The following is a 23,406-nucleotide window of genomic DNA, read 5'->3' as shown; positions in this document are numbered from 1 at the left end:
CGGCGCGACATAGCATCCGCGCGACAAATCATTGTCATCAAGGGGGAACGTTCATGAATCGCATCACCGCGACACTCTCGATCACAGCCGCTTTCGCCGCCGGCTGCCTGATCACGCATATGCTGCCCGAAGGCATCACGCCGGCGCAGGCCGCGGAAAACATCACCGCCCAGGTCCTGCATGTCCCCGAACTCGTCGGTGACGCACTCGGCCCGGCATCGCCCACCGGCTTCCGCTCCAAGATGTTCATGGCCGCCGACGGTGCGACCATCTCGGTACAGGACGGCAATGTGGTGAAGCACATGCATCCCAACACCAACGAGATCCAGTATATCCTGGAAGGCACCGGCACGGTGTGGCTCGGCGACAAGGAAGTTCAGGTCAAGGCCGGCGATCTCATCATCATCCCGAAGGGCACGCCCCATGGCGGCACCAAGCCGGACGGCAAGGCCTTCCGCGCCATCGCCATCAAGACCCCGCCGCAGGCACCGGACGACACCAAGCCGCTGCCGTAAGTAGCGACGCTCTTGCTTAACCTCTCCCCGCTTGCGGGGAGAGGTCGGATCACGAGCGGCGGCACGTGATCCGGGTGAGGGGGAGCCAGTGTTTCACTCGCTAGCTCCCCCTCACCCGTCGCAACGAGCTTCGCTCGCTGCGCCACCCTCTCCCCGCAAGCGGGGCGAGGGAATCTCTCAGCTCCGCCCGTCACTCACCACCGGCTTCCACACCAACAGACGTTTCTCGACAATCGACACCAGCACGTCGATCACGATGACAAAGGCCGACAGCACGAACATGCCTGCGAACACGCCGGCGACATCGAACGTGCCCTCCGCCTGCTGGATGACATAGCCCAGCCCAGCCGCCGAGCCGAGATATTCGCCGACCACCGCACCGACCACGGCAAATCCCACCGCCGTGTGCAGCGACGAAAACATCCATGACAGTGCCGATGGCCAGAATACGTGGCGCATCAATTGCCGCTCGCTCATGCCGAGCATGCGGCCATTGGCGAGCACCGTGGGCGAGACTTCCTTGACGCCCTGATAGACGTTGAAGAACACGATGAAGAACACCAGCGTGACGCCGAGCGCCACTTTCGACCAGATGCCGAGCCCCAGCCACAACGCGAAGATCGGCGCCAGCACGACGCGCGGCAGCGCATTGGCCATTTTCACATAGGGATCGAAGATGGCGGCAAGCCGCGGCTGGCGCGCGAACCAGAAGCCGATCAGCACGCCCAGCGTGGAGCCGATCACGAATGCCAGCACGGACTCCAGCAGCGTGATGCCGAGATGCTTCCAGATGATGCCCGACGCGAACCAGCTGACAATCTGGCTGCCGACATCAATCGGGTTGGAGAAGAAAAACGGCGGCAGCAGGATGCGGCCGAACATCGGTATGGTCGTGAGCACATGCCACATCACGATGACCACGACGGCGACGAGCACCTGACACAGCAACAGCACAGGACGCGTCATGACGCGGCTCCCACGCCGGCGGACTGCGCATAGCCCTTCATCACTTCGTCCTTCAGCACGCTCCAGATCTCGCGATGAAGCGTGTGAAATTCCTTGTCGAGCCGCACGTCGAAAATATCGCGCGGCCGCGGCAGCGGCACTTTCCAGTCGCCGATGATGCGCGAGCCGGGCCCCGCCGACATGATGACCACGCGATCGGCCAGCGCGATGGCCTCTTCGAGATCGTGGGTCACGAACAGCACCGCCTTGCGATCCCTGCTCCACAGATCCAGCAACAGGTTGCCCATCACCTGCCGGGTCTGCGCATCGAGCGGCCCGAACGGCTCATCCATCAGCAGGATCTTCGGATTGCGGATCAGCACCTGTGCAAGACCGACGCGCTTGCGCTGACCGCCGGACAGCATATGCGGATAGCGCCCGGCAAACGCACCGAGACCGACCGAGGTCAACCAGTCCTGCGCCCGCGCCAGCGCCGCGTCGCGCGCCATGCCGGCGATCTCCAGCCCGATGGCGACATTGTCGAGGGCGGTCTTCCATGGAAACAGCGCATCGGCCTGAAACAGGTAGCCCGCCTGTGCGTTCAGTCCGCCCAGCGGCTGACCGAAGATCCGGACAGTACCGGAGGCTGGCGCCAGCAGCCCGGCAGCGACATTCAGCAGAGTGGATTTCCCGCAGCCGGTCGGTCCGACAATGGCGACGAACTCGCCATCCGCGACCCGCAATGTCGCCTTCTCCACCGCCGTATAGATGCGATTGTCGGCAACGCCGAATGCCACCGTCGCGTCGTCAAGCGCCACCGCCATCGATGCCGCGGCCCCACCTGCCTGCACGCGCGTTCCCCAAGGTGTTTTTGTTCGTGCACAGGCTTAGCGCTGCGGGGCAGAGAATTCAACGGCGGGCCGGGTTGGTAGGGCAAATGCTGCATGATAGCTTTGGTCGATGGCCTATCATTTGTCGTCCCCGCCTAGCATGCCGAAGGCATGCACGGGGCGGGGACCCATAGACTCAGGAGCTTTAACTTTGCGCTGTGGGAGCGACCCGTCTCCAATTATCGCTTCGGAGTTTATGGGTCCCCGCCTTCGCGGGGACGACAGCAGCGCATGACGTCCTCTCCCCTCATCCGCTTCTCCCACATCAGCAAGAGCTTCGACGGCGGACGTATCCGGGCCGTCGACGACGTCTCGCTCGACGTGGCCGAAGGTGAGTTCCTCGCGATCGTGGGGGGCTCCGGCTCCGGCAAGACCACCTTGATGCGGCTGACCAACCGGTTGATCGCGCCGGACGCGGGACACATCACCATCGCGGGCGCGGACGTCGCGCAGGTCGATCCCATCACCCTGCGCCGGCGCATCGGCTATGTGTTCCAGAGCGGCGGGCTGTTTCCGCATATGAGCATCGCCGACAATATCGGCATCACGCCCAGGCTGCTGGGTACGCCCGCCAAGGAGATCGCCACACGCGTCGATGAATTGCTCGACCTCGTGCGCCTTGACCGCACGCAGCATCGCGATCGCTTCCCGCACGAACTCTCCGGCGGCCAGCGCCAGCGCGTCGGTGTCGCGCGTGCGCTGGCTGCGAAGCCACGCATCGTGCTGATGGATGAGCCGTTCGGCGCGCTCGATCCGCTGACCCGCGATGCGCTGGGCGATGACTATCGCGCGCTGCATCGCAAGCTCAAGCTCACCACGATCATGATCACCCATGACATGACGGAAGCGATCCTGCTCGCCGATCGTGTTGCGGTGATGCGCTCCGGCAGACTGCTCGCAGAGGGCACGCCCACTGCGTTGTCCGAAAGCACCGATCCCTATGTCGGCGAGCTGCTGGGCACACCGCGCCGGCAGGCGGAACGACTTCAGGTCCTGCTGCCGAAAGACGGTGCAACACCGCAGGACGGCGCGGCATGAACCTGTTCAGCGATCCACGCTGGAGCGACGCGCTCGGCCACCTGCCGGATTATCTCGGCAGCCATGTCCGTGTCAGCCTCGCCGCGCTGGCGCTCGGCCTCATCATCAGCCTGCCGCTCGCGATCATCGCGCGACATCGGCCGGTGCTGCGCGGCGCGCTGCTCGGCATCGCCAGCATCGTGCAGACGGTGCCCGGCCTCGCATTGCTGGCACTGTTCTATCCGCTGCTGCTCGCGCTCGCGGCGCTGTCGCTGCAATATCTGGGCGTCGGTTTCTCGGCCTTCGGATTCCTGCCGGCCGTGCTGGCGCTGGCGCTGTATTCGATGCTGCCGGTGCTGCGCAACACCATCACCGGGCTGAACGGCGTCGATCCCGCATTGACCGAGGCCGCCCAAGGCGTCGGCATGACGCCGCGGCAGTCGCTGACCATGGTCGAACTGCCGCTGGCGCTCCCCGTCATCATGGCCGGCATCCGCACCTCGGCCGTGTGGGTGATCGGCACGGCGACGCTGTCGACGCCGATCGGCCAGACCAGCCTCGGCAACTACATTTTCGCGGGCCTGCAGACACAGAACTGGGTGCTGGTGATCTTCGGCTGCGTCGCCGCCGCCGTGCTTGCACTGGCCGTCGATCAATTACTGGCGCTGATCGAAACCGGCATCCGCCTGCGCAGCCGCATCCGCACGACCATCGGCGTGCTCGGTATCGCGGCGCTGGTGATCGTCACGCTTGCGCCGTCCTTCGCCCGCTCCGGCACACGTATCGTGGTCGGCGCCAAGACCTTCACCGAACAATATGTGCTGGCCGCGCTGATGTCACAGCGGCTGCAGGCCGCTGGCCTGCCCGCCACCACGCGGCAGGGTCTCGGCTCCAGCGTGATCTATGATGCCCTGGCCGCGGGCGATATCGACGTTTACATCGACTATTCCGGCACGCTGTGGGCCAACCAGTTTCATCGCAGCGAGATCCTGCCGCGTGAACAACTGCTCACCGAGCTGAAGGCGACACTCGCGAAAGCGAACATCACTCTGTTCGGCGAACTCGGCTTTGCCAATGCCTATGCGCTGGTGATGCCGCGCGCAAAGGCGCAGGCGCTGGGGATCAGGACCGCGGCCGATCTCGCTGCACTAAGCGGCAATATGACCATCGCCGGCGACTACGAATTCTTCTCGCGGCCGGAATGGGCGGGGCTGAAGACAGCCTATGGCCTTTCGTTCAAGGCCCAGCGCACCATGCAACCGGACTTCATGTATGCCGCCGTCGCCTCCGGCGAGGTCGACGTCATCGCCGGCTACACCAGCGACGGGCTGATCGCGAAATACGATCTCGTGGTGCTGGACGATCCCAGACACGCGATCCCGCCCTATGACGCGATCATGCTGCTCGCACCGAAGCGCGCGAGCGACGACAAGCTCCGCAGCGCGTTGCAGCCGCTGCTAGGAAAGATCGATTTGCCGTTGATGCGGGAGGCCAATCTGCGCGCCGCGGGGAATGATGCGACGAGTTCGCCGGAGAGCGTGGCGAAGTGGATGTGGGAAAGGATCGGGAAGTAGAGCGCTACAAATCCTTGATCAGCCCCGCATCGATCAGCCAGCGATTAAACCGGCTCGCCTCGTCGCCGTCCTTGCAGCCATAGAATACGCCCTTGCAGCGAAGCATGATCTTCTTCTGCTCGACGAAGGACGGATCGAGCGGCACGCGCGCGGCCTCCTGCACCATGAGGGGCAGATAGGCAGCATCCAGTGTCGGCAGCGCCGACGACAGTTCGGGGCGATAGTTCAGCGCATCGATGGCATAATAGGTCGTGTAGTAACGGATATCATGGGTCATGATCCGGTTGGCGCGCTTCGGCTGCGCCAGATCCGGCTCCATCAGCTTCTGCGCGATTGCCGGCTGGTGATCGCCGAACCGCACCAGCAGGAACGGCTCGGTCGGGTGATCCTTCTGGAGCTGCGCCACGAAAGCCTTGTAGTCCGCAGCCGTCATCGCCTGACGGCGGATATATTCGTCCACCTCCGCCGCATTGCCCGGCGCCTGCCAATCGGTGGGCGTCAGGTCGTCGCGATAGGTCGTGGTCCACGGGAAATGATTGGCGGTGAGATAGACCAGCACGAAGACCGGCTGGTCGGTCTTGCTCTCACGCGCAATGAGATCCCTCGCCTGATCGAAATAGAACCGGTCGGGCTGCATGTCCTCGCTGACGCCCATCGCCGCCATGTCGATGAAGCCGTCGATGCCGGCGCCCTGCTGGAAGCTGCGCGCGCTGAGGAAATTGCCGTAGGTCGGATACAGCGAGAACGTCTTGTAGCCGCAGCGCTGCAGCGCCTGCGGCAGGCCACGAGAGATCTTTCCGGCGGCAATGCGTGTCACATAGAATTTCAGCGCACCGAAGGAGCGCGCCGACAGTCCGGTGAAGATGTTGAATTCGGTGTACCAGGTCGGCCCGCCGCTGGATTCGGTGATCAGCGCGCGCTGCTGGCCATCGGCAGATTTGAAATAATCATGATAGCCCGCAGGCACCTTCACGCCGGGTGCCGCAGACACGTCGAAAGACGACTCGTCGAGCACCATCACGATATTCGGCCGCTTCACGCCCGGTTCGCAGGTGGTCATGGGCGACGCCTGCGCAGAGCTCACGAGGCTCTTGGAGTCCGCCTCGATCCAGCCGGTCGCGGTCAGATGCGAGACGGAGACCACGCCCGAACGCGCCAGATTGGAAATATGATTGACGCCCTGGAACGGCTCCCATGGCTTTTCGGGATTAGCCGCCGACAGGCCGACAATCCCCACTATGCAGGCGCCCGCACAGGCCATAGCAGTGCGGCGGCGCAGGCGGAACGGATCGGCGCGCCAGATCAGCCAGAGGATCGGCAACGCGACGGCGGTGGCGATGAGGAGCCAGGTGCGCAGTTGCGGGAAGATCGAATGCAGGAAGGAGATCGTATCGCGATCGATGATCAGGAAATCGAGAAAGGTCAGCGTGAGCTGCGTGATGCCGAACTTGAACTGCGACAGCACGATCAGCGCCGTGACCAGCAGCAGCGACAGCACCGCGCTGACACCCGGCCGCTTCAACAGCGCGAGGAACAGGAAATTGAGCAAGGCCCAGGTGAGCAGCGCCAGCGTCATGGCGAACGGGCCATATTCGACCGAGGCCAGCACATAGATCGCAAGCACATGAATCCCGGCGATCAGCGCCGTGCGCAGCGGCCAGTGCCGAACATATTGCCAAGCGACCGCCAACCGCTCCTTGAAGCGGCGGCCGGCTTGCGCCGGAGAGACTGAGATCGAGGGCGGCAGCATGGCTTGCCTGCGAACACCCGGCAAGAAAACTGCCCTGTCTGGCAACAGCCAGCCGGCTCACACCCGCGACCGGACCCTGCGGAATGTCATAAAAACGTAATACAATCGTCATGAACAGACAATGAACCTTTCGACGCAGGCGGCGCCGGTCCGGGCGCCGCCTGCTCCAGAAACAGGTTCTTCTCGTAGGATGGGTAGAGCGCAGGCGCCCTGCGCCGGAGCGAAACCCATCCGCGGATTCAGTGGCAAGGTGATGGGTTTCGCTGCGCTCTACCCATCCTACGACCCTGGATACGGAGCCTACCGCACTGCGGTCGGCGTCTCGCCCTTGATGATCTCGCCGAAGCGCTGCCAGCGTTCGCCCTTGAAGCTCATCATCTGAAACTGGTCGATGGGCGAGAAGTCGGTCGGGCTGGTGTTGACGGTCACCCCCGGCAGCAGCCCGTCGAGCTGCACGTTCTTGAGGTTGGCGGCCTGTTTCATCAGGTTCTCGTGGGTGAGATCGTCGCCGCACTGCTTCAGCGCCTCGACCATGGTCTGGGCGATGCTGTAGCCGGAGAGAACCGTACTCTCCATCGCCTTGCCTTCCGGAATGTACTTCTCGACATAGGCGTAGAACTTCTGCATGCCCGGATCGTCCTTCCATTGCGGATCGGTGGGATCCTTGGCAAAGGTCGCGGAGACGACGTCCTGCGCATTATCGAGGCCGGCCGGACGCAACACGCTGCCCAGCGACGAACTCGCATTCGGCACGATGTGCAGCGGCTTCCAGCCGAGCTCGGCAACCTTCTTGATCGATTGCGCGGCGAACTTGCCGGTGGCGAAGGAGAACATCGTGTCGACGCCTGCCGCCTTCAGCTTGACGATGTGCGAGTCGACGGTCGGCTCGGAGACCTCATAGCTCGTCTCCATCACGATCATTGTTGAAGCCTTGTCACCAAGGCCTTCCTTCAATCCCTTCACATAGTCCTTGCCGAAATCGTCGTTCTGATAGAACACGCCGATTTTCGCATCGGGCTTCTCCTTCAGGAGATACTTCGCATAAGCCGCCGCCTCGGCGTGATAGCTCGGCAGCCAGCCCATGGTCCATGGAAACTGCTTCGGATCGTTCCAGCGGGTGGCGCCGGTCGCGAGAAACAGTTGCGGCGTCTTCTTGGCATTGACGTATTTCTGAATGGCCGCATTCGCGGCGGTACCGACATTGCCGACGATCGCCATCACCTCGTCGCTCTCGACCAGCTTGCGTGTCTGCTCCACGGTCTTCGGCGGCGAATAGGCGTCGTCATAGGAGATGAAGGTGATCTTGCGGCCGTTGATGCCGCCCTCGTCATTGATCTTCTTGAAATAGGCGCCGTAGGCCTTACCGAGAATGCCATAGGCCGAAGCCGGGCCGCTATAGGGCACGGTGTTGCCGATCTTGATTTCGGTGTCGCTGGCGCCCGGGCCATATGTCTTCTGCGCCAGTGCCGGGCTCGCTGCCATAGCCATCGCGGCTGCGAACGCAGCTATGGACGTGGTCGTGATACGCATCTTCTGTCCTTCTTTTTGCGTTTCCACTGTTACGGTCGTTGCCGTATGCGATCGGAGCCTTCCCGTTGGTCGGGATTTGTCGGCAGGCCCGTTGATTTTTCAGAGCATGATCTCTCGACAAACGAATTCGTTTGTCGGCGAAAACCGGTATCCACTTTTCAGGATCATGCTCTAGGTCTGTTTGTCCGGAGCCCCCGCGTCTTGCGCCACCGCCGCAGCCTCGTTCAGCGCCCAGATGTCGGCAGCGGCCGTGTGCACATGGCTGTGCACGAGCGCGGTTGCCGCAGCCTCATCGCGCGCCTCGATGGCGGCGAAGAACGCGCGGTGATCGTCGAGCGAGCGCTGGCGCAGCGCCGCGGATTCGAAATAGCGCCGGCGTCCGCGCGTGCTCATCAGCATCAGCGGGGTGATCGTGCGCACAAGAATGCGGTTCTGGCTCGCAGCCGCGACAGCGAGATGGAATTCGACATCCTCGTCGGCCATGTTGCGGCCATTGGCGGCCAGCGCCGCATAGGTGTCGAGCAAACCGTGCAGCTTCGCGAGATCGGCCTCCGTACGGCGCTGGCAGGCCAGCCGGAACGCCTGCTCCTCGCAGATGATGCGCGCCTCGATGGCATCGCGGGTGAGCTGCGCATCGAAGGTGACGCCGAGATCGGCCTGCAGCACCAGCGCGTCGAGGCCGCCCTCATCCGGCGTATTGCGCAGGAAGATGCCGGACTTCGCCTTGCGCTCGGTAATGCGCATGGCGTCCAGCACTGCCAGCGCCTCGCGGACGGAGCTGCGGGTGACGCCGAACCGATCCGACAGATTGCGCTCCGACGGCAGCCGGTCGCCTTTGGCGAGCCGGTGGTGCCGGACATATTCAAGCGTTTTCCGAACGGCGTCGGAGGTTTCGGTGCTGACTGCGGTAAGCATGGGCTGACCCTACCAATCTGGTAGGACCAGATCAAGGCCACCATACTGGCCCCACCTGCGGCTCAACCGCGCGGGCGAGGCCCCAGTCCAAGTTGCCCGGCGATGACCCGATCGGCCCAGCGTCTTGGCAGCAGCCCGGCGATGAACGTCTGGACCGGCTCCGGCGACGTCACGACGCGCGCCTTGGGGCGCAAGGCGGTGAGTGCCTGGTGAACCAGTTCAGCGATCTTTTCCGGCGCCAGCCCTGACCGACCAAGCTTGAGCATCATCGTGCGCAGCTTCTGCAGCGGCGGCAGGAATGGCGACGCGCTGAAGCGGGCCATGTCGATCGCCTCCGCCTTGTCCCAGATCGGGGTGCGTACGGGCCCCGGCGCGATCACCAGCACGTCGATGCCGAACAGCATGAATTCACGGCGCAGGCATTCGGCCAGTCCTTCCAGCGCGAATTTCGAGGCGGTGTAGGGGGACAGCATGGGATTGCCAAACTGACCTGACAACGAACTCATCATCACGATGCGCCCCGGAGGTCCTTTCATCACGGGATCGGCACCGAGCAATGGTGCGAAAGCCTTGATGGCAATCACCGGACCGACCACGTTGACGTCGAGCTGCTGGCGGAATTCAACCACCGACACGTCGAGCAACGCACCGGACACGGCCACGCCTGCATTATTGACGAGGCCTGCAAGCGTTTCACCGTTGAGTGCCGCACGGACCTGATTGGCAGCTGCGAACACCGCAACCGCATCGGTCACATCGAAGAGCAGCGGGATGAAGTTTTCACCGAACTCCGCCTCCAGTCGCTCCGCATCCGATTGCTTGCGCACGCTGCCGAAAACGCGAAATCCCCGGTCGAGCAGAAACTTGGCCGTGGCGTGCCCGATTCCGGTGGAAGCGCCGGTGATGACGATGGATCGCATGGGACATCTCCAAAGAAGCGACTGATTGATAGCACTGGGATCATGGCAGTGAGAAAACCATGCGCGCATCCGGAAGGCGCGAGCGCGCATCTCCATGGCCCGACGCATGCGCTCCCGCCTCATGGCACGGGATGTTGCACTGGCCGGTGAGATAAAGGTTTGCCGGAGACAAATACAAGTTGCGTCACGATGTCTTGTAATCATCGCGATTGCGCGTGACGCAGCTGCTGCTTTTGCGGCAAGGCGCAAGATGCTTTACTTACCGAGCAGTCGCTAGCCAAGTTCGTCGAATGATCGACGGGTGCCTGTTCAGACGTCGTCGGTCGCGCCTGGCAGTATCTGCAAACTACAACGGGACCGCGTTGCCGCGGTCCCGTTGGTAGCTGCGTCTGAAGAGGCGCTTAGTTCTTGGTCTTGTCGACCAGTGCCTTTTCCTTGATCCACGGCATCATGTCGCGGAGCTTGCTGCCCACTTCCTCGATCGGATGGGCGTTGTTGCGCTGGCGGGTCGCCTTGAACGAGGCCTGATTGACCTTGTTTTCCAGCATCCAGTCGCGGGCGAACTTGCCGGACTGGATGTCGGTCAGCACGCGCTTCATCTCGGCCTTGGTCTCGGCGGTGACGATGCGCGGACCGGTGACGTATTCGCCGTATTCCGCGGTGTTCGAGATCGAGTAGTTCATGTTGGCGATGCCGCCTTCATAGATCAGGTCGACGATCAGCTTCAGTTCGTGCAGGCACTCGAAGTAAGCCATTTCCGGCGCGTAGCCGGCTTCCACCAGCGTCTCGAAGCCGGCGCGGATCAGTTCGACGGTGCCGCCGCAGAGAACAGCCTGCTCGCCGAACAGGTCGGTTTCGCACTCTTCCTTGAACGAGGTCTCGATGATGCCGGCGCGGCCTCCGCCCACTGCGGAAGCGTAGCTCAGGCCGAGGTCATGGGCGTTGCCCGAGACGTCCTTGTGAACCGCGATCAGGCAGGGCACGCCGCCGCCGCGCTGATATTCCGAACGCACGGTGTGGCCAGGGCCCTTCGGCGCGATCATCAGCACGTCGAGGTCTTCGCGCGGATCGAGCAGGTTGAAGTGCACGTTGAGGCCATGTGCGAAGACGAGCGCAGCGCCCTTCTTCATGTTGTCATGCATGTGATCGCGATAGATGTCGCCCTGCAATTCGTCGGGGGTGAGCATCATCATCAGGTCGGCCCACTTGGCGGCCTCGGCGACTTCCATCACCTTGAAGCCTGCGCCTTCGGCCTTCTTCGCCGAAGCCGAGCCCTTGCGGAGCGCGATCACGACGTCCTTGACGCCGCTGTCCTTCAGGTTCAGCGCATGGGCATGGCCCTGGCTGCCGTAGCCGACGATGCAGACCTTCTTGCCCTTGATCAGGTTCAGGTCGGCGTCGCGATCATAATAAACTCGCATGGGGTCGTTCCTCTCTTCGGCAACTTTATTTCAAGCGCCCGGTCGAATGGTCACTGCCGGCTGGCAAATGACCGTGAATTGCCGCCGGTTTCTAGGGCGACGGATGCCGCGAGACAAGCCCGCGACGGTGATTTTGCTGGCGAATTTGTGCTCATATCTCGGCCAGCACGGGATACAGCGAAGCGAGCAATAAAATTGCCATCGTGACATTGAAGATGCGGACGGCGCGCGGCGATTTGACCAGCGATTGCAGCGCGGTGCCGGACAGCGCCCAGGCGATGGTGGAAAGCGAGCCCATCACGAAGGACAGCATGACCTGCACGACCACGTTCCAGGGATAGCTGGCGACGGCCGCATAGGCCGTGATGGTGCCGATGGCCATGACCCAGCCCTTGACGTTGACCCACTGAAACAACGCCGCGCCAAGGAAGGTCATGGGCTTGCGCCGCTCGACCTCGCCCGGATCGGGCGGGCCCGACAGGCCAATGGCGACGGCGAGATAGACCAGATAGGCCGCGCCGGCATATTTCAGGATCGTCTGCAGCATCGGGATCGACGTGAAGACCGCCCCGAGCCCGAGGCCGGTGACGGCGATCATGAAGGCAAAGCCGAAGGTCACGCCGGCCATGTGCGGGATCGTGCGGCGGAAGCCGAAATTCAGACCGGAGGCGAGCAACATGATGTTGTTCGGCCCCGGCGTGAAGAACATCACCACGGCGAAGACGACGAAAGCCCAGAGCAGATGCGGCGACAGTTCCATCACGCCACCTCGACCATCGCGGGTGGGCGCTTCGACAGCAGCATCACCGCGATGCCCAGCACGACGACGATCATCCCCGCGAGACGCAGCGGTCCGAATGTTTCACCGAACGTGACGCTCGACGCGGCCGCGCCGATAAACGGCACCAGCAGAGCGAACGGCACGACCTGCGCCGCGGAATAGTCGCGCAGCAACCGACCCCAGATCCAGTAACCCAGCGTGGTGCCAACCAGCGCGAGAAACAGCACACAGGCGAAGGCCTTCAGCGATACATGCGTCAGCGACTGCCATGTCGTGCTCGCGCCATCGACACTGAACAGCACGATCAGCAACGGCAACAGCGCAACGAGGCTGATCCAGGCAAACAGGTCGAGCATCGGCACACCCTGCGCACGCCGCAACAGCAGATTGGAAAAGGCAAAGCTCACCGGCGCGGTCATCAGCACCATGAAGGGGAACACGCTGAAATCATAGCCGACCGTGAAGCAGATCATCAGCAGCCCGCCCATGGCGATGACAATGCCCACGACCTGCTGCAGCGTCGGCAATTCCCGCAGAAACAGCGCGGCGGCCCCCACCGTGAACAGCGCCTGGCTCTGCACGATCACCGAGGTCAGCCCCGCCGGCACGCCATGCGCCATGCCATAGGTCTGCGCCAGAAATTGCGCCACCAGCAGCCAGCTGGTGGCGACGATCAGCAGCCATGACATTTTCGGCTTCGGCAGGAACAGGCACGGCAGTGCCGTGATGCCGAAGCGGATTGTCGTGAGCAGCGTCGACGACATCTCGTCGACCGCCATCCGGGTCAGCACGAAGCCGACGCCCCAGATCACGGCCACGGCTATGGCCAGTGCGATGTCGAGAGGTTTCATGACTGCGATGCGCGGAGGCTACATCCCCTCCGGTCCGCGGCTGATCGCAGCGACGCCGGTGCGCGAGATCTCGACGAGACCAAGCGGCCGCATCAGGTCAATGAACTGGTTGATCTTGCCGGTATTGCCGGTGATCTCGAACACGAAGCTCTCGATGGTCGCATCGATCACACGGGCGCGGAACGCTTCGGCGAGGCGCAGCGCCTCGACGCGATGCTCGCCGGTGCCGCGCAGCTTGACCATGGCAAGCTCACGTTCGATGGAGCGGCCGGTCAGCGTCATGTCGACGACGCGATGCACCGGGATCATGCGATCGAGCTGATGCTTGATCTGCGTGATCACCATCGGCGTGCCCGTGGTAACGATGGTGATGCGCGAGACATGCTTGTGCGCCTCGGTCTCCGACACCGTGAGACTTTCGATGTTGTAACCGCGGCCCGAAAAAAGACCGATGACGCGCGCGAGCACGCCGGGCTCGTTGGCGACGAGCACCGTCAGCGTATGCGTCTCGTTGGGATCGTGACGCTCTTCCATGAAATAGGCGGAGGCAGGCTGTTCCATTGTCGTTGTCTTTCCAGAACTTATCAAACCAGCGCTTTACCGCCGGCGAAGGCCGCAGCCGTGGCTTCGTCATTCGCTTCCAGCGGCAGCAGCATTTCGTTATGGGCCTTGCCCGAGGGGATCATCGGGAAGCAGTTCTCGAGCGCCGCGACGCGGCAGTCGAACAGCACCGGCTTCTTCACCTTGATCATCTCCTGCAGCGCGCCGTCGAGATCGCCGGGCTTGCTGCACTGAAGACCCACGCCGCCATAGGCTTCCGCCAGCTTGACGAAATCAGGCAACGCTTCCGAATAGGAATGCGACAGACGGTTGCCATGCAGCAGCTGCTGCCACTGCCGCACCATGCCCATATACTGGTTGTTGAGAATGAAGATCTTGATCGGCAGTTCATGCTGAACCGCGGCCGACATTTCCTGCATCGTCATCTGCACCGAGGCATCGCCCGCGATGTCGATCACCAGCGAGTCGGGATGTGCGACCTGCACGCCCAAAGCCGCCGGCAGGCCATAACCCATGGTGCCGAGACCACCCGACGTCATCCAGCGATGCGGCTCATCGAAGCCGAAGAATTGCGCAGCCCACATCTGATGCTGGCCGACTTCTGTCGTGATGTAGGTGTCGTGACCACGCGTGGCCTCGAACAGCCGCTGGATCGCATATTGCGGCAGGATCACATCGTTGTTGGTCTTGTAGGCCAGCGAATTGCGCGCGCGCCAGACCGCGATGGTCTTCCACCAATCCTTGGTGTCCGGCTTCTTCGCCTCGGATTTGAACACCTGCAGGATGTCGCCGAGCACATTGCCGCAATCGCCGATGATCGGGATATCGACGCGGATGTTCTTGTTGATCGACGACGGATCGATGTCGATGTGGATCTTCTTCGAATTCGGCGAGAACGCATCGGTGCGGCCGGTGATACGGTCGTCGAAGCGCGCGCCGACGCACAGCATGACATCGCAATCATGCATCGCCATGTTGGCCTCATAAGTGCCGTGCATGCCCAGCATGCCCAGCCAGTTCGAGCCGGACGCCGGATAGGCGCCGAGGCCCATCAGCGTGGACGTGATGGGGAAACCAGTGACCTCGACCAGCTCGCGCAGCAGCTTCGACGCCGCGAGGCCCGAATTGATGACACCGCCGCCCGTATAGATGATCGGCTTCTTGGCACCCGCCAGCATCGACACCGCCTTGCGGATCGCGTTGGCATCGCCCTTCACGCGCGGCGCGTAGGAGATATGGACGTCCGACTTGCGCGGCGGATGATAGGTACCGGTGGCGAACTGCACATCCTTCGGCACGTCGACGACGACCGGACCCGGACGGCCGGTGGTGGCGACGTAGAAGGCTTCATGCAGCACCTTGGCGAGATCGTTGACGTCGCGGACCAGCCAGTTGTGCTTGGTGCAGGGCCGCGTGATGCCGACAGTGTCGCATTCCTGAAACGCGTCATTGCCAATGAGATGCGTCGGGACCTGCCCGGTGATGCAGACCAGCGGGATTGAATCCATCAGCGCATCGGCCAGCGGCGTCACCATATTGGTGGCGCCGGGACCCGAGGTTACCAGCACGACGCCCGGCAGGCCGGTGGAGCGCGCATAGCCCTCGGCGGCGTGGCCTGCGCCCTGTTCGTGGCGGACCAGAATATGCTCCACTTCAGACTGCTGGTAGATCTCGTCATAGATCGGAAGCACGGCACCGCCGGGATAGCCGAAGATGTGCTTGACGCCATGATCAGCAAGCGCGCGCACGATCATCGCGGCGCCGGTCATCTGATTGGGATCGTGAGGCTTGCTGTCACTCATGGTTCGCTCCGGATGCGCCCTGCGGCGCGCTTGGTCTGGACGTCAGGGTCGTTGTGGGTCGCACGTTGTTTTGTTCAGGCAATAAAAAAGGGCCCGTTCAGGACCCTGTGCACACCGCTCGGTTCGTGGGTAGCCGTCAGCTACCCCCGGCGGTGCGCCAGGGTACCACGATAATAAGAAGGTTTGTAACTTTATTGCGCACGATCTCGGTCCGACTTCTCAAAACTTGCGCGGAACATACCCACCAAACCGGGGATGTCAAGGGAAGTTGCTGTGATCGCGCCTGAATCGAAGCCTAACCGGGTCTTTCGCATTCGGCGAGCGGAAAAATCGGGCGGGCAGATATGCGCCCGCCGCCTGATCCCGGCGAGGCTGCTCCCGCCTGTCCGCCCGTGCCCCACACCACGCCTATGCAAAGCCAGCCGGGGCGCTCTGGAATTCCTATGACCGGCCGCGCATCTCCCCAGATAAGGGCGACGTCTTCAAGGGAATAGAGCCATGACAACGAAACGTCTTCTGCTATCCGCATCGCTGGCATTTGCAGTCATCTCCAGCCCGGCTTTTGCCGGTACGACGATTTCGGACCAGCGCTACTGGCCCGACGAGGCCCATGCGGCCGCGATGAGCGCCGCCGCGCTGCCTCAGAACGCGTTCGACTCCGCCGCGGCGCCGCAACGGACCGAACAGTCCCATCGTTATGAGGGCGGACCGCGATCCATCTACTGACGACATCCGGGGCACAGGTGCCGCGGGACGGGCGGCCCTCCGGATATCACTCTGCTCATTCGAGCCGGGCCCTCGCCTGCTCCGGAGTCATCCATTCAAACTCCGGCAGTTGATGCCGAAACCAGGTGAACTGCCGCTTGGCATAGTGCCTGGTATCGGCGCGGCCGATCTCGGCCGCCTCCTCACGCGAAAGCTCGCCGCGGATATGCCGGATCAGCGCCGGCACGCCATGCGCCTTCATCGCGGGCAGCAATGGATCGAGACTGCGTTCTGCCAATGCAGCGACCTCGTCCAGCGCGCCCTCATTCAGCATGCGCTCGAAGCGCGTATCGATGCGCGCATAGAGCTCGTCGCGTTCCGGCGCGAGAAACAGCGCAGTGACGCCCTCGGGCGGCAACAGCGGCGGCAGGCCCTCGCTGTGCCAGTCGGTGAGCGAACGACCGGTCGCCTCCACGACTTCCAGCGCACGGGCAATGCGCGTGCGATCGCGCAGGTTCAGCCGTGCGGCGGAGACCGGATCGACCAGCGCAAGCTGCGCATGCAGTGCCTCCGGCCCGTCCCGTTCCAGCCGTGCGCGCACGTCGTCGCGCACCTTGGCGGCGACAGGTGGCACCGCGGAGAGCCCGCGGGTCAGCGCCTTGAAATACAGACCGGAGCCGCCGATGAAGATCGGCAGTTTCCCTTGGGCACGGACCTCGGCGAGCACGCGCGCCGCCTCCTCCACCCACGCCCCGGCCGAGAAGTTCACGGCAGCATCCACAGTCCCGTAGAGCCGGTGCGGCGCCAGCGCCTCCTCTTCGCGCGTTGGCCGCGCCGTGAGCACGCGCAGATCGCGATAGACCTGCATACTGTCGGTATTGATCACCACGCCGTCCCGCGCGCGGGCCACGGCCAGCGCCAGCGCCGACTTGCCGCTGGCGGTCGGCCCTGCGATAAGCAGCGCTCTGTTGTCCGGACTGGAACTCACGTCATGTCTCTCGTTGCGACCCTGATCTGCAACCCCGCCGATCCCGCTCTCGATAGCACGGTGGTCGACGGTCTGCGCGCGCTTCTGCCGGGCGACACCGAGATGCACTGGCTGAGCGACGGCGTCGCCGCCGATATCCTGTTCACCAGCGACCACAATATGCTCGCGCTCGGCGATCGCCTGCGCGCCGCCCGTGGCGACATGCCGATCGACGTGGTGGTGCAGCCTGTTGCGGACCGGCGCAAGAAGCTTTTTCTCGCCGACATGGACTCCACCATGATCGGCCAGGAATGTATCGACGAGCTCGCCGATTTCGCCGGCCTCAAGGCCCATGTGGCTGCCATCACCGAACGCGCCATGCGCGGCGAGATCGAATTCGAGCCCGCGCTGCGCGAACGCGTGGCACTCCTGAAAGACCTAAAAGTCGGCGTCGTCGACGAGGTCCTGGCCTCGCGCATCACCCTGACGCCCGGCGGCCGCGAGCTGGTGCAGACCATGCGCGCAAATGGCGCCTATACCTGCCTCGTCTCCGGTGGCTTCACGCTGTTCACAGCCAAGGTCGCCGAACTCGTCGGCTTCCAGGAAAACCGCGCCAACGTGTTGCATGTTGCTGATGGCAAGCTGACGGGCACCGTCGCCGAACCAATTCTGGGCAAGGCCGCGAAACTCGCGACGCTCGTTGAGCTGCGCGAGTCCTTCGATTTCGACAATCTCGACACCCTGGCCGTCGGCGATGGCGCCAACGATCTGGCGATGATCCAGGAGGCCGGCCTCGGCGTCGCCTATCACGCCAAACCGGCAGTGGCTGCGGCGGCAGCGGCGCGCATCGACCACGGCGATCTCACCGCGCTGCTCTATGCGCAGGGCTATAAGCGCGCAGAGTTTGTGAGCTGAGGCCCGCCCTACGCTCGTCATTCCCCGGCAAACCAATTGGTTTGCCTGAGGGCGCACGAAAGCGGCGCAGCCGCTGAAGTGCGAACCCGGAATCCCGGAATGTTTGGCACTGACTAGAGACTCCCATGCTGAGATTCCGGGTTCACGTGCGCGAAGGCGCGCCCGCGCCCCGGAATGACAGTGTGGGCCATGCTGACCTCTCCGCGTCGTCCCCGCCTAGCACGCCGGAGGCGTGCGCGGGGCGGGGACCCACAACCACGGTCAGCGTGATTGAAGCGGCAGAGCCACAACGACAACGCTCTCACCAGTTCTCCAGCGTGTATGGGTCCCCGCCTGCGCGGGGACGACAGTGGAGAGATTTGGGATCAAATATTTTTTCCTATTCTTCGTTGACAATATCCCCACAAGGACTATTGTCCCCTCCGTCCTGCCCCACCGAGAGGGGCGATCGCGATCGTCACGTTCGCGGGGTGGGATGCGGTGGACGCCGGAGATGCGGCGTTACGCGGTTCACGGGGGACGTCTGTCTTCGGGCAGGACGGATCTGCGCCAGCACTGCCACTGGCAAGGACACGGCCGACCTTGAGATGGAAAGAGCCCTGGACAGTGTGACGGACGACCAAGTCAAAATGCGTTCGGCCCAAGTGCTTGAGGCTCCCTTCCCATCGCCTTGGGACTTTAATTCGGTGATCGGATCGTTCGCTGAGGCAAAGTGCAAGCAACCGAAAAAACACCGCAGGCGGAACGCTGGGCACTTGCCTGACGCTTCCGAAAGTCCTGATGCACATTACCCTTGCGGAAGACCGCATTCGCATCAGGCCCAAGGGTGCAACGGGCACCCGGCGTTCCGCACGCCCTCTTTCAGGAGGGTGGGAATGCGAAAGACGACGGCGCCCCCGCGCCGCAAACAACAGGGGCGATGACGCATGTCTGAAGGGAAGTGGCTGTTTGACAGTTGAATCAGCGAATGACGTGACGCGCGCACGCCCAAACCAAACGCCGTCATGCCCGGCGAATGCCGGGTATCCACGCCTTGGCGACATCCACAGCAAGGCGTGGATGGCCGGAACAAGTCCGGCCATGACGTGGGAAAAGCTGGTGATGCCCTCCCCGCTACGCGGCTACACCGCCCGGAAGAGGGAGAAGAACCGCCTTACTGCACGCTCAGCGCAACGAAGCGCAGCTCGCCTTCGGCATTCGACACCAGCAGCAGCACCGACTTCTTGCCGTCCTTCTTCAAGGCATCGACGCGCTTCTTGACGTCGGCGGCATTGGTGACCGCTTCCTGCGCGACCTCGACGATGACGTCGCCGGCAGCAAGGCGCTTCTCGGCGGCGTCGGAGCCGGCATCGACGCCGGTCACGATGACGCCCTTCACGCTGTCCTTGATCTTGTACTTGGTGCGCAGATCCTTGCTGAGACCCGTGAGGTCGAGGCCCAGCGCCTTCTGCGTCGCCGGCTTCTCGACTTCCGGCGCTGCCTTCAGCGAAGCCTGCACCGGCTTGTCATCCTCGAGGCGACCGAGGGTGACCTTCTTGGTCTCCTCCTTGCCCTTGCGGATGATCAGCACGTCCACGGCCTTGCCGACGGCGGTGCCGGCAACGATGCGCGACAGATCCTTCGGCTCCTTGACGTCGCGGCCGTCGAACTTGATCACCACGTCGCCGGGCTCAAGGCCGGCAGGCTTGGCCGGGCCCTTGTCGTCGACGCCGGCGATCAGCGCGCCGCGCGCCGGCTTGATGTTCAGGCTTTCTGCGATCTCGTCGGTGACCGGCTGGATGCGCACGCCGAGCCAGCCGCGGCGGACTTCCTTGTATTCGCGCAGCTGCTCGATCACGCCGACCACGGTCTTCGACGGCACGGCGAAGCCGAGGCCGATGGAGCCGCCGGTGGGCGAGATGATCAGCGTGTTCACGCCGACCACTTCACCCTCGAGGTTGAACAGCGGGCCGCCGGAATTGCCGCGATTGATCGAGGCATCGGTCTGGATGTAGCTGTCATAGGGGCTGTTGTTGCTGATCTCACGGTTACGCGCCGAGACGATGCCCGCAGTAACGCTGCCGCCGAGCGAGAACGGATTGCCGATCGCGATCACCCATTCGCCAAGCCGCAGCTTTTCGCTGTCGCCGAACTTGACGGCCACCACCGGCTTCACCGGGGTGAATTTGAGCACCGCCAGATCGGTCTTCTTGTCGACGCCGATCAGCTCGGCCTTGATCTTGGTGCCGTCATTCATGATGACGTTGATCTCATCGGCGCCGTCGATGACGTGATTGTTGGTGACCACGACACCGGACGTGTCGATGATGAAACCGGAGCCCAGCGAATTGGTCTTGCGCGGCTGCAGGCCGCCATTCTTGTCGCCACCGGGACGGCCGCCGCGGTTCTTGAAGAAGTCGTCGAAGAACTCCTCGAACGGCGAGCCGGGCGGCAGTTGCGGCATGGCACCCCGGCCACCGCCCTCCCCCTTGTCGCTGTTCTTCGCCTCGACGGTCGAGGTGGTCGAGATATTGACCACGGAATCGATCACCTTCTCGGCAACGTCAGCGATGCCATCCGGCCCGCGGGCCGAGGCCGGCGCGGAAAATGTGGCGACCGCGGCGCCAAGGCAAAGCGCCGTCAGCAGCGGACGCAGGCCGCTATATGACGCACGGCGCGAAACGGGGCTCAAAGAAGGACGAGCGATGGACATGTCGGAAACGTCTCCAAAAGAGAGTCGGCAAATTTCACTGAGAGTGCGCCCGAAGGGCGACATCGCGCAAGCCTTCGCGCGGGCCATCCGGCAGGCCCATCTGGGACGTGGATTGCGGCGGAATGCAGACGTAAGCGTGCACGATCGCGTTGATCGGGAAGAGCTTTTTCGGCCGCCCCAGGGAGACCACGAACGGCGCTAGCGCCGGATCGCCCAAATCAGGATCAGGCCGCCCACCGCCGAGACCAGGCCGGCGATGCGCAGGATATTGTCAGGGCTTTGCAGCGCGCTTTTCATCGCGCGGCGCATCCATCCGGGAAACGCCAGGAAAAGGATGCCTTCGAAGACGAACAGGATTCCGATGCCGATGAGGAAGTCGGCAAACGCTATGGACCTCATCTGACGTCAACTCCCGAACCTTCGCACCCTGGCCGCAGTTTCTTGGCAGTTTTCTTGGCGCTTTTCTGAAAACAAATGAGGCGCACCGCAAGCGGTACGCCTCATCCTTAGATCAGAGTGGCAGCGAACGCAAAACAGGTATCTGCGTAAGCTTAACCAGCGACGCCGTTATTGCGCCTTCGCCGCGGCGGGCTTGCCCGACGGATTGGCGAAGAACTTGAAGAACTCCGAATCCGGCCGCAGAAGGAAGCGGGTGTCATTGCTCTTCAACCCGTTCTCATAGGCGGTCATCGAGCGATAGAACGCGAAGAAGTCCGCATCCTTGCCATAGGCTTCGGCGAACAGACGGTTGCGCTCGCCGTCGCCGGCACCGCGGGTCTGTTCAGCGGTGGAGTTGGCATCGGCGATGATCACGGTCGCTTCACGATCGGCCTTGGAGCGAATCTCCTGCGCCTTCTGGCCGCCCTGCGCGCGGAATTCAGCAGCTTCCCGCTGACGTTCCGTCTGCATCCGCTGATAAACCGCCTGGCTGTTGGCTTCCGGCAGATCGGCGCGGCGGATACGAACGTCGACGACGGAGATGCCGTAACCATCGGCTTCCTTGTCGAGCTGCTCGCGGATCTTGTTCATCAGGTTCTCGCGCTCGTCGCGCACGATCTGGATGAAGGTGACCTCGCCGAGCACACGACGCATCGCGGCGTTGAGCAGCGTGGTCAACTGGATGTTCGCCGCCTGGATCGACCCGATGCTCTGGTAGAAGCGCAACGCGTTCTTGATCTTGTAGCGGGCGAAGGCATCGACCACCAAACGACGCTGGTCGTTGGCAATGACTTCCTGGGCCGGGTTCTCCAGATCGAGAATACGCTTGTCGATCGAAATCACGCTATCGATGAACGGGATCTTGAAGTTCAGACCCGGTTCGGTGACCACGCGGACGGGCTCGCCGAGCCGCACCACGAGGGCCTGTTCAGTCTGGCGCACCGTATAGATCGAGCCGAAGCCCACGATGACCAGCACCAGCACTACAATCAGTGCAACGATACCTGAAATGCCGGTTTTCATCGGGTGCTCCCGCTCTGCTGAGGCTGACCAGATGGCGCCGGAGGCTGACGCCGTGGCGTCAGTTCATTCAAGGGAAGATAAGGCACGACGCCTTGCGAAGCGCCGGCGCCCTGACCGCCGTCATAGACCAGCTTCTCGGCACCGCCGAGGATCCGCTCCATGGTTTCGAGATAGATACGCTGACGGGTCACGTCCGGCGCCTTCTTGTACTCGTCATAGACCTTCAGGAAGCGCGCGCTCTGACCCTTGGCTTCGGCGATCGCCTGTTCTCGATAGCCTTCGGCAACCTGCAGAATCTGCGCGGCGCGACCGCGCGCATCTGGAACAACGCGGTTGGTATAGGTCTGGGCTTCGTTCTGCAGACGCTGGGCGTCGGCCTGCGCCGCCTGCACGTCACGGAACGCATCGATCACCTGTGCCGGCGGATCGACCTTCTGCAACTGCACCTGCTGGATCAGCACGCCGGCGCCATAGCCGTCGAGCGTCTTCTGCATCAGTTCCTGCACCTGGGTTTCGGTGGTGGTGCGTGCGCCGGTGAGGATCGGCTGAATATTGGCGCGGCCAACGACTTCACGCATCACGCTTTCGGCGACCGCTTTCACGGTGCCTTCGGGGTTTTGGATGTTGAACAGGAAGTTGCCGACACCGTCGGGCTTGATACGCCACAGCACGGTGAAGTCGACATCGACGATGTTCTCGTCGCCGGTGAGCATCAGGCTCTCTTCCGGCACATCCCGGATGGTGCGGCCACGGCGACCGGTGTCTTCCAGGATCGACATGCCGACCGACAGCGTCGACACGCGCAGCGCCTTCGGCAACAGCACGGTCTCGATCGGATAAGGCAGATGATAGTTCAGACCGGGCTGCACGGTGCGGACATGCTTGCCGAAGCGCAGCACGACACCGAGCTCTTCGGACTGCACGCGGAAGAAACCGGACAGCCCCCAGATCACGAGCGCCACGGCGAGCACGAGCGCGATGCCCATGCCGCTGACAAAGCCGCCGGGCAGCATCGACTGCAGACGGTCCTGCCCCTTGCGCAGCAGATCCTCAAGATCAGGCGGCCTCGGTCCGGACGATTGCGGACCAGAACCCCACGGTCCCTTCGGACCAGAGCCCCATGGGCCTCCGCCTTGATTCTTCCACGGCATTCAACACTCTCCTCTGCGCGGCCGGACATACCGGTCTCGCCAC

At 63.1% G+C, this 23,406-nt stretch carries 21 protein-coding genes; 5 read left to right on the top strand and 16 right to left on the bottom strand.

What is annotated here, in order from left to right; translation table 11 throughout:
- Positions 1-53: 53 nt before the first annotated feature.
- Positions 54-515 carry a cupin domain-containing protein gene (locus AB8A27_RS05925; protein WP_441241104.1) on the top strand — a complete coding sequence of 154 codons (462 nt, stop codon included), beginning with the start codon at positions 54-56 and terminating at the stop codon, positions 513-515.
- Between the two features lie 177 nt (positions 516-692).
- Here AB8A27_RS05925 and AB8A27_RS05920 read toward each other — a convergent pair whose 3' ends face one another.
- Positions 693-1,481: an ABC transporter permease gene (locus AB8A27_RS05920; RefSeq protein WP_441241103.1), complete on the bottom strand. Its 789-nt coding sequence runs from the start codon at positions 1,479-1,481 to the stop codon at positions 693-695.
- Entirely contained in the window at positions 1,478-2,284 is an 807-nt protein-coding gene (locus AB8A27_RS05915) for an ABC transporter ATP-binding protein (RefSeq protein ID WP_441244837.1), read from the bottom strand. The genes AB8A27_RS05920 and AB8A27_RS05915 overlap by 4 nt, the downstream gene beginning before the upstream one ends.
- Positions 2,285-2,581: 297 nt before the next feature.
- On the opposite strand from AB8A27_RS05915, the gene AB8A27_RS05910 reads away from it, so the two are divergent.
- Complete coding sequence (locus AB8A27_RS05910) at positions 2,582-3,388, top strand: ATP-binding cassette domain-containing protein (RefSeq protein ID WP_441241102.1); 807 nt, start codon at positions 2,582-2,584, stop codon at positions 3,386-3,388.
- A complete protein-coding gene (locus AB8A27_RS05905) occupies positions 3,385-4,941 on the top strand; it encodes an ABC transporter permease/substrate-binding protein (protein WP_441241101.1) in 1,557 nt (518 codons plus the stop codon). Before AB8A27_RS05910 ends, AB8A27_RS05905 begins: the two co-directional genes overlap by 4 nt.
- A gap of 4 nt (positions 4,942-4,945) precedes the next feature.
- Here the strand turns inward: AB8A27_RS05905 and AB8A27_RS05900 are convergent, their stop codons facing one another.
- The 9 genes from AB8A27_RS05900 to AB8A27_RS05860 all read right to left on the bottom strand — a co-directional run bounded on the left by AB8A27_RS05900 (position 4,946) and on the right by AB8A27_RS05860 (position 15,472).
- A complete protein-coding gene (locus AB8A27_RS05900; protein WP_441241100.1) occupies positions 4,946-6,691 on the bottom strand; it encodes a sulfatase-like hydrolase/transferase in 1,746 nt (581 codons plus the stop codon).
- 300 nt (positions 6,692-6,991) lie between these two features.
- Positions 6,992-8,221, bottom strand: coding sequence for an ABC transporter substrate-binding protein (locus AB8A27_RS05895; protein ID WP_441241099.1), 1,230 nt, complete (start codon positions 8,219-8,221; stop codon positions 6,992-6,994).
- Positions 8,222-8,392: 171 nt separating this feature from the next.
- Positions 8,393-9,136 carry a FadR/GntR family transcriptional regulator gene (locus tag AB8A27_RS05890; RefSeq protein WP_441241098.1) on the bottom strand — a complete coding sequence of 248 codons (744 nt, stop codon included), beginning with the start codon at positions 9,134-9,136 and terminating at the stop codon, positions 8,393-8,395.
- A gap of 62 nt (positions 9,137-9,198) precedes the next feature.
- Positions 9,199-10,056 carry an SDR family NAD(P)-dependent oxidoreductase gene (locus AB8A27_RS05885; protein WP_441241097.1) on the bottom strand — a complete coding sequence of 286 codons (858 nt, stop codon included), beginning with the start codon at positions 10,054-10,056 and terminating at the stop codon, positions 9,199-9,201.
- Positions 10,057-10,457: 401 nt separating this feature from the next.
- The gene (ilvC, locus tag AB8A27_RS05880; RefSeq protein ID WP_092147298.1) at positions 10,458-11,477 is read right to left on the bottom strand and encodes a ketol-acid reductoisomerase; all 1,020 of its coding nucleotides are present in this window, start codon (positions 11,475-11,477) and stop codon (positions 10,458-10,460) included.
- A gap of 151 nt (positions 11,478-11,628) precedes the next feature.
- Positions 11,629-12,237, bottom strand: a complete 609-nt coding sequence (locus AB8A27_RS05875) for a LysE family translocator (protein WP_441241096.1) — start codon at positions 12,235-12,237, stop codon at positions 11,629-11,631.
- Positions 12,237-13,109, bottom strand: coding sequence for an EamA family transporter (locus AB8A27_RS05870; protein ID WP_441241095.1), 873 nt, complete (start codon positions 13,107-13,109; stop codon positions 12,237-12,239). Before AB8A27_RS05870 ends, AB8A27_RS05875 begins: the two co-directional genes overlap by 1 nt.
- Positions 13,110-13,127: 18 nt before the next feature.
- A complete protein-coding gene (ilvN, locus tag AB8A27_RS05865) occupies positions 13,128-13,670 on the bottom strand; it encodes an acetolactate synthase small subunit (RefSeq protein ID WP_092147288.1) in 543 nt (180 codons plus the stop codon).
- 23 nt (positions 13,671-13,693) lie between these two features.
- Positions 13,694-15,472: an acetolactate synthase 3 large subunit gene (locus AB8A27_RS05860; protein WP_441241094.1), complete on the bottom strand. Its 1,779-nt coding sequence runs from the start codon at positions 15,470-15,472 to the stop codon at positions 13,694-13,696.
- Positions 15,473-15,970: 498 nt separating this feature from the next.
- On the opposite strand from AB8A27_RS05860, the gene AB8A27_RS05855 reads away from it, so the two are divergent.
- Positions 15,971-16,198, top strand: coding sequence for a hypothetical protein (locus AB8A27_RS05855; protein WP_441241093.1), 228 nt, complete (start codon positions 15,971-15,973; stop codon positions 16,196-16,198).
- 55 nt (positions 16,199-16,253) lie between these two features.
- On the opposite strand, the gene miaA is transcribed toward AB8A27_RS05855, so the two are convergent.
- Positions 16,254-17,165 carry a tRNA (adenosine(37)-N6)-dimethylallyltransferase MiaA gene (miaA, locus tag AB8A27_RS05850; protein WP_441241092.1) on the bottom strand — a complete coding sequence of 304 codons (912 nt, stop codon included), beginning with the start codon at positions 17,163-17,165 and terminating at the stop codon, positions 16,254-16,256.
- Positions 17,166-17,168: 3 nt separating this feature from the next.
- Here miaA and serB point away from each other — a divergent pair, with 3 nt between their 5' ends.
- Positions 17,169-18,059 carry a phosphoserine phosphatase SerB gene (serB, locus tag AB8A27_RS05845; RefSeq protein WP_441241091.1) on the top strand — a complete coding sequence of 297 codons (891 nt, stop codon included), beginning with the start codon at positions 17,169-17,171 and terminating at the stop codon, positions 18,057-18,059.
- 1,153 nt (positions 18,060-19,212) lie between these two features.
- Here the strand turns inward: serB and AB8A27_RS05840 are convergent.
- The 4 genes from AB8A27_RS05840 to hflK all read right to left on the bottom strand — a co-directional run bounded on the left by AB8A27_RS05840 (position 19,213) and on the right by hflK (position 23,363).
- The gene (locus AB8A27_RS05840) at positions 19,213-20,751 is read right to left on the bottom strand and encodes a Do family serine endopeptidase (protein WP_441241090.1); all 1,539 of its coding nucleotides are present in this window, start codon (positions 20,749-20,751) and stop codon (positions 19,213-19,215) included.
- Between the two features lie 198 nt (positions 20,752-20,949).
- Positions 20,950-21,150: a DUF2065 domain-containing protein gene (locus AB8A27_RS05835; RefSeq protein WP_068734021.1), complete on the bottom strand. Its 201-nt coding sequence runs from the start codon at positions 21,148-21,150 to the stop codon at positions 20,950-20,952.
- Positions 21,151-21,318: 168 nt separating this feature from the next.
- Complete coding sequence (gene hflC, locus AB8A27_RS05830; RefSeq protein ID WP_441241089.1) at positions 21,319-22,212, bottom strand: protease modulator HflC; 894 nt, start codon at positions 22,210-22,212, stop codon at positions 21,319-21,321.
- Positions 22,209-23,363 (bottom strand): FtsH protease activity modulator HflK, encoded by a 1,155-nt coding sequence (gene hflK, locus AB8A27_RS05825; RefSeq protein ID WP_441241088.1) that lies wholly within the window; start codon positions 23,361-23,363, stop codon positions 22,209-22,211. Before hflK ends, hflC begins: the two co-directional genes overlap by 4 nt.
- Between the last annotated feature and the right edge of the window lie 43 nt (positions 23,364-23,406).

Source organism: Tardiphaga sp. 768_D3_N2_1 (genome assembly GCF_052076105.1).
Taxonomy (GTDB): Bacteria; Pseudomonadota; Alphaproteobacteria; order Rhizobiales; family Xanthobacteraceae; genus Tardiphaga.
Note: the sequence above shows the minus strand (reverse complement) of the source record. Positions and strands in the feature narration are given on the sequence as shown.